Origin of the sequence: Methylacidimicrobium tartarophylax, assembly GCF_902143375.2 — a bacterium.
In the GTDB taxonomy this organism is placed as follows: Bacteria; Verrucomicrobiota; Verrucomicrobiia; order Methylacidiphilales; family Methylacidiphilaceae; genus Methylacidimicrobium; species Methylacidimicrobium tartarophylax.
The window spans coordinates 1-8,498 of record NZ_CABFVA020000041.1; the positions used below are offsets into that span (position 1 = coordinate 1).

6 protein-coding genes are annotated in these 8,498 nt (G+C 66.2%); 1 reads left to right on the forward strand and 5 read right to left on the reverse strand.

Annotated elements, in window-relative coordinates; translation table 11 throughout:
* The 4 genes from MAMT_RS11870 to MAMT_RS04770 form a co-directional block, all read right to left on the reverse strand.
* Positions 1–1,023: dihydroorotate dehydrogenase-like protein (locus MAMT_RS11870; protein ID WP_142659868.1), on the reverse strand; the 1,023-nt coding region annotated here is incomplete at its 3' end.
* Entirely contained in the window at positions 1,020–4,631 is a 3,612-nt protein-coding gene (gene nifJ, locus MAMT_RS04760) for a pyruvate:ferredoxin (flavodoxin) oxidoreductase (RefSeq protein WP_246186530.1), read from the reverse strand. The genes nifJ and MAMT_RS11870, both read right to left, overlap by 4 nt.
* The gene (locus MAMT_RS04765; RefSeq protein WP_142659872.1) at positions 4,628–6,268 is read right to left on the reverse strand and encodes an NAD(P)-binding protein; all 1,641 of its coding nucleotides are present in this window, start codon (positions 6,266–6,268) and stop codon (positions 4,628–4,630) included. The genes nifJ and MAMT_RS04765 overlap by 4 nt, the downstream gene beginning before the upstream one ends.
* Positions 6,269–6,397: 129 nt before the next feature.
* The gene (locus MAMT_RS04770; protein ID WP_142659869.1) at positions 6,398–7,189 is read right to left on the reverse strand and encodes an NYN domain-containing protein; all 792 of its coding nucleotides are present in this window, start codon (positions 7,187–7,189) and stop codon (positions 6,398–6,400) included.
* A gap of 245 nt (positions 7,190–7,434) precedes the next feature.
* Between MAMT_RS04770 and MAMT_RS04775 the strand changes: the two genes are divergently transcribed.
* Complete coding sequence (locus MAMT_RS04775; RefSeq protein ID WP_142659870.1) at positions 7,435–7,947, forward strand: nucleotidyltransferase family protein; 513 nt, start codon at positions 7,435–7,437, stop codon at positions 7,945–7,947.
* On the opposite strand, the gene MAMT_RS11980 is transcribed toward MAMT_RS04775, so the two are convergent.
* Complete coding sequence (locus MAMT_RS11980; RefSeq protein WP_374729433.1) at positions 7,907–8,218, reverse strand: methyltransferase domain-containing protein; 312 nt, start codon at positions 8,216–8,218, stop codon at positions 7,907–7,909. The two genes, MAMT_RS04775 and MAMT_RS11980, sit on opposite strands and share 41 nt — an antisense overlap.
* Positions 8,219–8,498: the final 280 nt, after the last annotated feature.

Genomic DNA, 8,498 nt, shown 5'->3' on the forward strand with positions numbered 1-8,498 from the left:
CAGAAGACGGCATACGAGCTCTTCCGATCTGGCGGCCGGATAGCGCTGGAGAATGTCGATATAGCGGGCGCGGGCTCCCGGCCCGGCCTTGGCAAGGCGTTCCCGGCTCAAGAGCCCGCGGATCGCGTCCGCGGAGGCGAATCCGTGCCGGTCCAGCCAGTCGCGCAGCCCTTCGACCAGCCGCTTCATCCGGGGAATCCCGTCCCGAAGGAGCGCGGAGGTCGTCATCACGACGTCCGCTCCCGCCAGAAGGTATTGGATCACCTCCTGCTCGCTTTCGACCCCGCTGCTCGCCGCCAAGGAGGCATTCAGGCGGCCTCGCAGGAGCTGGATCCAGAAGAGGGGCAGGCGCGTTTCGCCCCGACTACTCAAGACCAGATCGTCCACGAGGCGCAACTGGGCGATATCGATCCGGGGCTGGTAGAAGCGATTGAAGAGCACGAGCGCCTGGGCTCCCGCCTCGACCATCCTCCGGGCCATGTTCCCCAGCGAGCTGAAGGCGGGGAGGAGCTTGACCGCCAGCGGAATCGAGACTTGGGAGGAGACCGCGCGCACGATCTGGAGATAGCGCTCTTCCACCGCCTCGCCATCCTCCTCCAGATCGGTGGGGAAGAAGTAGATGTTGAGCTCGAGGCCGTCGGCACCCGCCTCCTCGATCCCCTTGGCGTAGGAGATCCACCCCTCGCTCGTCACCCCGTTGAGGCTCGCCAGGATCGGAATGTCGACGGCCCGAACCGCCTCGCGGATGAGCTCGAGGTAACGCTCCGGCCCCACCCGGTAGGAGGACGGCTCGGGGAAGTAGGTCAGCGCCTCCGGGAAGCTGTCGGTTCCGGCGGCCGTGAGCCGCTCCCAGCGATCTTGCTCAGCCCGGATCTGCTCCTCGAAGATCGAGGGAAGGACGACCGCTCCGGCCTCCGCGTCTTCGAGCCGGCGGATGGCATCGAGCTCCCCGGTCAGGGGAGAGGCCGACGCGATCAGCGGGCTCTGGAGGGAAAGGCCCATGTAACGGGTCACGAGGTTCATCGGGCTTCCTCCCCAACGGGGATCGCCTCGGCACCGACGGGAACGGGCGCTTTCCCTTCCCGCAATCCGGCGAGCTCTTCGTAGATCCGATACTTCTCGAGAATCAGGGACTGGGCGCGTTTCGCGAGGGCCGCGGCGTCAGCCGGATGGCTCATCCCGAGCGCTCGGTAGCGCAATTCTTGATTGGCATACTGCGAGAAGGGGAGTGTCGGCCGGGGCGAATCGAGGCGGAAGGGGTTCTCGCCGATCGCTCGCATCGCGGGATTGAAGCGGAGGAGCGGCCAGTAGCCGCAGGCGACCGCAGCATCCTGCTGGCGCAAGCCCCTCTCCATCTCAATGCCGTGGGCGATGCAGTGGCTGTAGGCAAGGATCAGCGAAGGGCCCTCGTAGGCCTCGGCTTCCCGAAAGGCGAGGAGCGTCTGCTGCGGGTTGGCCCCCATCGCCACCTGGGCGACGTAGACGTTGCCGTAGGCGACCGCCTGCAGGACCAGGTCCTTGCGGGGCTCGCGCTTCCCCGCGGCGGCGAACTTGGCGACCGCCCCGAGCGGAGTCGCCTTCGAGGCCTGTCCCCCGGTGTTGGAGTAGACCTCGGTGTCGAGGACGAGCACGTTGACGTTCCGGCCGGTGGCGAGCACATGATCGAGACCCCCGAAGCCGATGTCGTAGGCCCAGCCGTCCCCGCCGACGAGCCAGATCGAGCGGCGGACCATCTGGTCCATCACCGAGAGGAGTTCTCGAGCCTGGGGGCTCGTCTCGGCCAGCGGCGCCAGCTTCCCGCGGAGGGCTTCGAGCCGCCGGCGCTGGGCGTGGATCTCCGACTCCTGGATCTGCCGGGCCGAAAGGATCTCGTCCGCCAACTCCTCGCCGACCGAGCCGGCTAGTCCGCGGAGCAGTTCCTCGGCCCGGCCCCGGAGCTGGTCGACCGCCAGCCGGAAGCCGAAGCCGAACTCGGCGTTGTCCTCGAAGAGCGAGTTCGACCAGGCGGGCCCCCTCCCCTCGCCGTTCTTGGCCCACGGTGTGACGGGGAGGTTGCCCCCATAGATCGAGGAGCAGCCGGTCGCGTTGGCGATCAAGAGCCGGTCGCCGAAGAGCTGGGAAAGCAGCTTGAGATAGGGAGTCTCCCCGCAGCCCGCGCAGGCGCCGGAAAACTCGAAGAGGGGCTCCAGGAACTGGACTCCCCGGACGTTGGCAAAGTCGACGTGGGAGCGATCGTTGACCGGGAGCCGCTCGAAGAAGGCGATATTCTGACGCTCGGCTTCCAGAACGGGCTGCTTTGCCTCCAGGTGGATCGCCCTCTTCTCCGGCTCGACCGGGCTATAGGCCGGGCAGACATCGATGCAGAGCCCGCAGCCGGTGCAGTCTTCCACGTAAACTTGCAGGCTGAAGCGGACGCCGGGATAGCCGCGGAGGTTGATCGGCGCGGAGCGAAAGGAGGATGGCCCTCCCTCGAGCCGCGCCTCGTCGTAATACTTGACCCGGATCACACTATGGGGGCAGACGAAGCCGCACTGGCCGCACTGGACGCAGATCTCGGGCTCCCAGATCGGGACGAGGTCGGCGACATTGCGTTTTTCCAAGGCCGCGGTCCCCGAGGGATAGGTGCCATCCACGGGGAAGAGACTCACCGGAATCTCATCGCCCCGCCCCTCGAGCATCGGACCCGTCACTCGCCGGAGGAACCCGGGAGCGTCCGCGGGGACCAGCGGGCGCCGGTCGAAAGCGCTCGTCGCCGACGGGGGAAGGGCAACCGGGTGAAGAGCGGCAAGCGCATGCTCGACCGCCCGGAGGTTCTCGGCCACCACTTTCTCGCCCTTGCCGCCGTAAGCCTTCCGGATCGAGCGGCGGACCTGATCCACCGCCTCGTCCCGGGGAAGGATGCCGGCAAGCGCAAAGAAGGCGGTCTGGAGCACCGTGTTGGTTCGTCCCTTGAGCCCCGCTTCGCGCGCGATCCGGGACGCGTCGATCACGAAGAAGCGGAGCCGCTTCTCGAGGATCTGCCGCTGGACGGATCGGGGAAGATGATCCCAGACCGCCTCCGGGCCGTAGGGGCTGTTGAGGAGAAACGTGGCCTCAGGAGCCGCCGAGCGGAGCAGGTCGACCCGCTCGAGGAACGGAAACCAGTGGCAGGCCACGACATTCGCCGAAGAGACCAGATAGGGGGAGCGGATCGGCTCCGGGCCGAACCGGAGGTGGGAGACGGTCAGCGCCCCCGACTTGTGGGAATCGTAGACGAAGTAGCCCTGGGCATGAAGGTCGGCCTCCTCGACGATGATCTGGATCGAGTGCTTGTTGGCTCCGACCGTCCCGTCCCCGCCCAGACCGTAGAAGAGGGCCCGGACCACCGAGTCGGGCTCGATCGAGTAAGCGGAGTCGACCTCAAGGCTCGAGTGGGAGACATCGTCGGTGATGCCGACCGTGAACCGCTTCTTCGGATCAGGCTTGGCGAGCTCCGCGAAGACCGCCTTCGCCATGGCGGGCGTAAAATCCTTGGAGGAGAGGCCGTAGCGGCCGCCGATGACGCGCGGGAGCCGAGGCCGCCTCCCCTGGGAATACGCTTCGGCGACGGTCGTCACGACGTCGAGGAAGAGGGGCTCGCCCAGCGCTCCCGGCTCCTTGGTCCGCTCGAGCACGGCTAGGGCCCGGCAGCTCGGCGGGAGTGCCGCAAGGAACGCCTCGGCCGAAAAGGGGCGGAAGAGACGAACCTGGAGGACGCCCACCTTCTCGCCTTGCCGGTGGAGGACGGCCGCCGTCTCCCGGGCGGTCTCGGCCCCTGAGCCCATCAAGACGACGACCCGCTCGGCATCCTCGGGTCCGTCGTATTCGAAGAGATGGTAGCGGCGGCCGGTCTTCTCGGCGAACCGGTCGAAGAGCGACTGCAGAATCCGGGGAAGGGCCTCGTAAAAGGGGTTAGCCGCCTCGCGCGCCTGGAAGAAGGTGTCCGGGTTGTGGGCGGTTCCCCGGATGAAGGGATGCTCGGGATTGAGCGCCCGCCCCCGGTGCGCCCGGATGAGCTGCTCAGGGAGGAAGGCTCGGAGCTGCTCGTCGGTCAGCAGGCTCAGGGTGTTCACCTCATGCGAGGTGCGAAAGCCGTCGAAGAAGTGGAGGAAGGGGACGCGGGATTCGAGGGTCGCCGCCTGGGCGATCAGCGCGCCGTCGTGCGCCTCCTGAACGGAGCCGGAGGCGAGCAGGGCGAAGCCCGTGGTCCGAACGGCCATCACGTCGGAGTGGTCGCCGAAGATCGAAAGGGCATGGGTGGCGACCGATCGCGCCGCGACATGGAAGACCGCCGGGGTCAGCTCACCGGCAATCTTGAACATGTTCGGAATCATGAGGAGAAGACCCTGGGAGGAGGTGAAGGTGGTCGTCAGCGCCCCGGCCTGAAGGGAGCCGTGGACCGCTCCCGCCGCCCCGCCTTCGCTCTGCATCTCCTGGACGACCGGAACCGTCCCCCAGAGGTTTTTTCTCCCTTCGGCCGTCCACTGATCGGCGAGCTCCGCCATGGTCGAGGACGGGGTGATGGGATAGATCGCACAAACCTCGTTCGTCCGGTAGGCGACGTCGGCGACGGCCATGTTACCGTCCATCGCCCGAAAGCTCGCCTTTGTCATGACTCCGCTCCCAGAGGCTCGGGGATCATTTCGATGGCATGACAGGGGCACTGGTCGAAGCAGACGGCGCAGCCGGTGCATCGGTCGTAGAGAAAGCGATAACGCTTCCCCGGTCCCAGCTTGAGGATCGCGTCCTCCGGGCAGGCGGCATAGCAGTTGTCGCACTCGAAGCAGATCCCGCAGGAGAAGCAGCGCTCGGCCTCGCGGCGCGCCTCGGTTTCGGAGAGCCCCGCCACCACCTCGGCGAAACCGCTCGTTCGCTCGGCCGGCGGTCGCTCGGGCTGGTGTCCCGGTGCCACGTCGCGGTAGACCGGCAGGTGGAGCATCGGGAAGGAGACGCCGGACGGAGGGGCCGGCTCGGCGTAGACCGAGCCGCGAAGCCAGGCGTCGATCGACCGGGCCGCCTTCTTTCCCTGGCCGACGGCATCCGTGACGGTCTGATCCCCCGGAACCGCGTCGCCTCCGGCAAAGATGCCGGGATGACCGGTCATCCGGTTCTGGTCGACGATCACCGCCCCGTCCTTTCCGAAGACGATCCCGGGAACCCGCCGGAGGAAGCGGCTGTCGGTCTCCTGCCCGATCGCAAGCACGACCGCGTCTGCCCGCAATGTATCGTATTGGCCGGTCGGCCGAGGCCGGCCGTCGGACCCGAGCTCCATCCGCTCGACGGTCAACTCCTCGCCCACGATCTCCTTGATCGTCGTGAGCCACCGGATTCGAATCCCTTCGGAAAGGGCCTCGTCGGCCTCGAAAGCGCGGGCCGGCATGTGGGCGCGGTCCCTCCGGTAGACGATGAGCGCCTCTTCGGCCCCCAGCCGCTTCGCCGTCCGCGCCGCATCCATCGCGACGTTGCCCCCGCCGTAGATCACCACCCGGCGGCCGAGCAGGGGACGCTCTTCCCCTCCCACCTGGTGGAGAAGGGAGACCGCATCGAGCACGCGGGCCGCGTCCCGGGCCGGAATGTCGACATGCTTGCCGATCTGGGCACCGATGGCGACCAGGACGGCGTCGAAGCCGCCCGCCGCTTTTTCAGCGAGGAGCTCCTCGACCTTGTGATCGAAGACGAAGCGGACCCCCATCCGCTCGATCCGCTCGACTTCCTTGGCCAGCGCCTCGCGGGGAAGCCGGTAGGCGGGAATCCCGAAGTGCATCATCCCTCCGGCCAGGGGACCCGCCTCATGGACTTCCACCGCATGGCCCAGCCGGGCGAGATGGTAGGAGGCCGAGAGCCCGCAGGGACCCGCTCCGACGACCAGCACCCGCTTGCCGCTGGGCTCCGCAGCCGGCGGGAAGGGCCACCCCCCGGCGGAAGCGAGATCCCCCAGAAAGCGCTCAATCGCGTGGATGGAGACCGGGGCGTCGTAGTCGCCCCGATTGCAGTGACTTTCGCAAGGATGGTAGCAGACCCGCCCGTGGACCGCGGGAAAAGGGTTCTCCCGGACGAGGAGCTCCCAGGCCTTCCGGTAGTTCCCGGCCTGGGCCAAGGCGAGCCAGCCCTGGATGTCCTCCCCGGCAGGGCAGGCGGCCCGGCAGGGGGGCAAGAGATCGACGTAGAGCGGGCGACGTGTCCGAGTGGGGCCCGTGCCCTTTTCCCGGGTCAGATCGATGACCGACGTCATGTCGCCATGCTTGGACATCTTGGACGGACCTTCCACGCCCCGGCCGGCAATGGGCCGAGACGCAGCGCCATGATCGCGCACAGGATCCTTCGCGTCAATCGCCACCGAAGGCGACTCCTTCGGAACTTGGGAGAGAAGCAGGCGAACTCAATGCGCTTCGGAGGGAGAAACGAGATAACCCCCGGACTTTTCCTCCGGCTCCAGCTTCAGCAGTCCTCTCTTTTGGGCTTCGAGAAGAAGCTCGTTGAAGGAGCGGAAGGAGTAGGCCCGCTCGTTGAAACCCGGATTGCGGCGCTTGAGCGCCTGCTTGATCATGGATCCCCAGATCCGCTCGTCCTCGCCTCTCTCCTGGACCAGCGCTTCGAGCGTTTCGACGACCATCTGTAGCGCCTTGTCGGCGGGTGGTTTCGAAGCTTTTCCCCGGGGCTTTTTCTCCCGGGGCTCGGCGACCGCGGGAGTCTCTTTCGCGCTGCGGACAAGATCGTCGTAATAGAGGAACTCATCGCAGTTGTTGAGGAAGAGGTCGGAAGTGGAATTCTTGACTCCCACTCCGATGACGGTCTTCGCGTTTTCCCGCAGCTTGCTGACCAGGGGAGAAAAATCAGAATCTCCACTGAGGATGACGAAGGTGTCGACGTGGCCCTTGGTGTAGCAGAGGTCGAGCGCATCCACCACCATCCGAATGTCGGCCGAGTTCTTTCCCGATTGGCTTACGTGCGGGATCTCGATCAACTCGAAGGCCGCCTCATGGAGGCCCCGCTTGAACTCCTTGTAGCGCTCGAAGTCGCAATAGGCCTTCTTGACGACGATATGCCCCTTGAGCAGGAGCCGCTCGAGCACCTTCTGGATGTCGAACTTGGGATAGGCCGCTTCCCGAGCTCCCAGCGCGATGTTTTCCAAATCCAAGAAGACGGCCATCGTGGCATCGGAAGCATTCATCGGCGGACCGCGACGACCGGAACAGGAGGAATTCCCCTCCCGCATCCGCCCTCCTTTGGGCGTTTGGGCGCCGGTCACCGCAGAGCCGATCTTCGCTTTTCTCTAACCCCTTGTCTAGCCTGTCTCCCAAGCGTTCTCCTGCCGCTTGCCCAACGGTCGGGAGCCTTTCCCCCTTCTAAAAGAGGGAGACGCGGCGGCGCGGGATCTCCTCGCCACCAGGGAGCGGCTGTGTCAGGATCAAGCCCATGGAGCGGATTCTGGATCCGCACTTTCCGCAATGCTTCGAGGAGTTGTTGCGGCGGCTCCTGGCGGCCGTCCGTCTCGCCTACGGCCCGCGGCTCCTCGTCCTGGCGGTCTTCGGATCAGTGGGACGGGGAAAGATGCGGCCGGATTCGGACATCGATTTTCTGGTCGTCGCCGATCCTCTTCCCCGCGGAAGGATCGCCCGGGTTGCTGAATGGGAGCCGGTCGAGCGGGAACTCGCCCCCGCTTTTGAGGAGGTGCAGGCGCACGGCGTCCTCACCGAATGGTCGCCGCTCTTCAAGACGCCGGAGGAGTTGGCGGCGGGAAGTCCGATCCTCTTCGACATGACCGAGGACGCGCGGATCCTCTGGGACCCGCAAGGGGTGCTCGAAGCCGCCCTGCGGCGGATGAAGGAGCGGCTCACACGCAACGGAGCGCGGCGGATCTGGAGCGGGAATGCCTGGTACAGAGAGCTCAAACCCGGGCATCTTCCGGGGGAGCCGATCCATATTTAGAGCCATGACAACCGAGTCGTTGGCGCAGAGCTGCCTTCGGAAGGCCGAGGCGCGTCTGGGCTTCCTGGCCCATCTCCTTGAGAGCCGGGATTACTCCGATGTGATCCGGGAGGCGCAGGAAGCCGTCGAGGTCACGCCAATGGTGCGCGGAATAGCGGCAGGCCACGGAATCAAACGAGCCATCGTCAAAAGGCAGATGCTCGGCCGACGCCGGCCCGGTTTCGATGGGTAGTGTCCGCTTTTTTGTGTGCGGGTCGATTTCCGGGTTTATTGTCTGATAGTCTAGATAGAGAGTTGTTCATGCGCCGTCAACGGGAGCCGACGAAGAGCGGTGCTCGGCTTTGGAGCCTGGAGCCCCGGGACATCGCAAGCCCAAGGCTTGCCAGCCTTTCTTTCCGCCGAGAGGATGCTCGGCATGAGTACCCATCCAGCCCACCCCGACGGCGTGTTCGAGAGCCCGCTCCTCGAGATTGACCAAGCCAGTGTGAAGCGCGGCGAGCGCTGGATCCTCGACCGGCTGAGCCTGCGTGTGCCGACCGGCCGGCACACGG

What these genes read in the sequence shown, in the direction of transcription:
- MAMT_RS04775 (WP_142659870.1), top strand. Translation starts at nt 7,435, where the DNA reads ATGGAGCGGATTCTGGATCCGCACTTTCCGCAATGCTTCGAGGAGTTG.
- MAMT_RS04765 (WP_142659872.1), bottom strand. Translation starts at nt 6,268, where the DNA reads ATGTCCAAGCATGGCGACATGACGTCGGTCATCGATCTGACCCGGGAA.
- nifJ (WP_246186530.1), bottom strand. Translation starts at nt 4,631, where the DNA reads ATGACAAAGGCGAGCTTTCGGGCGATGGACGGTAACATGGCCGTCGCC.
- MAMT_RS04770 (WP_142659869.1), bottom strand. Translation starts at nt 7,189, where the DNA reads ATGAATGCTTCCGATGCCACGATGGCCGTCTTCTTGGATTTGGAAAAC.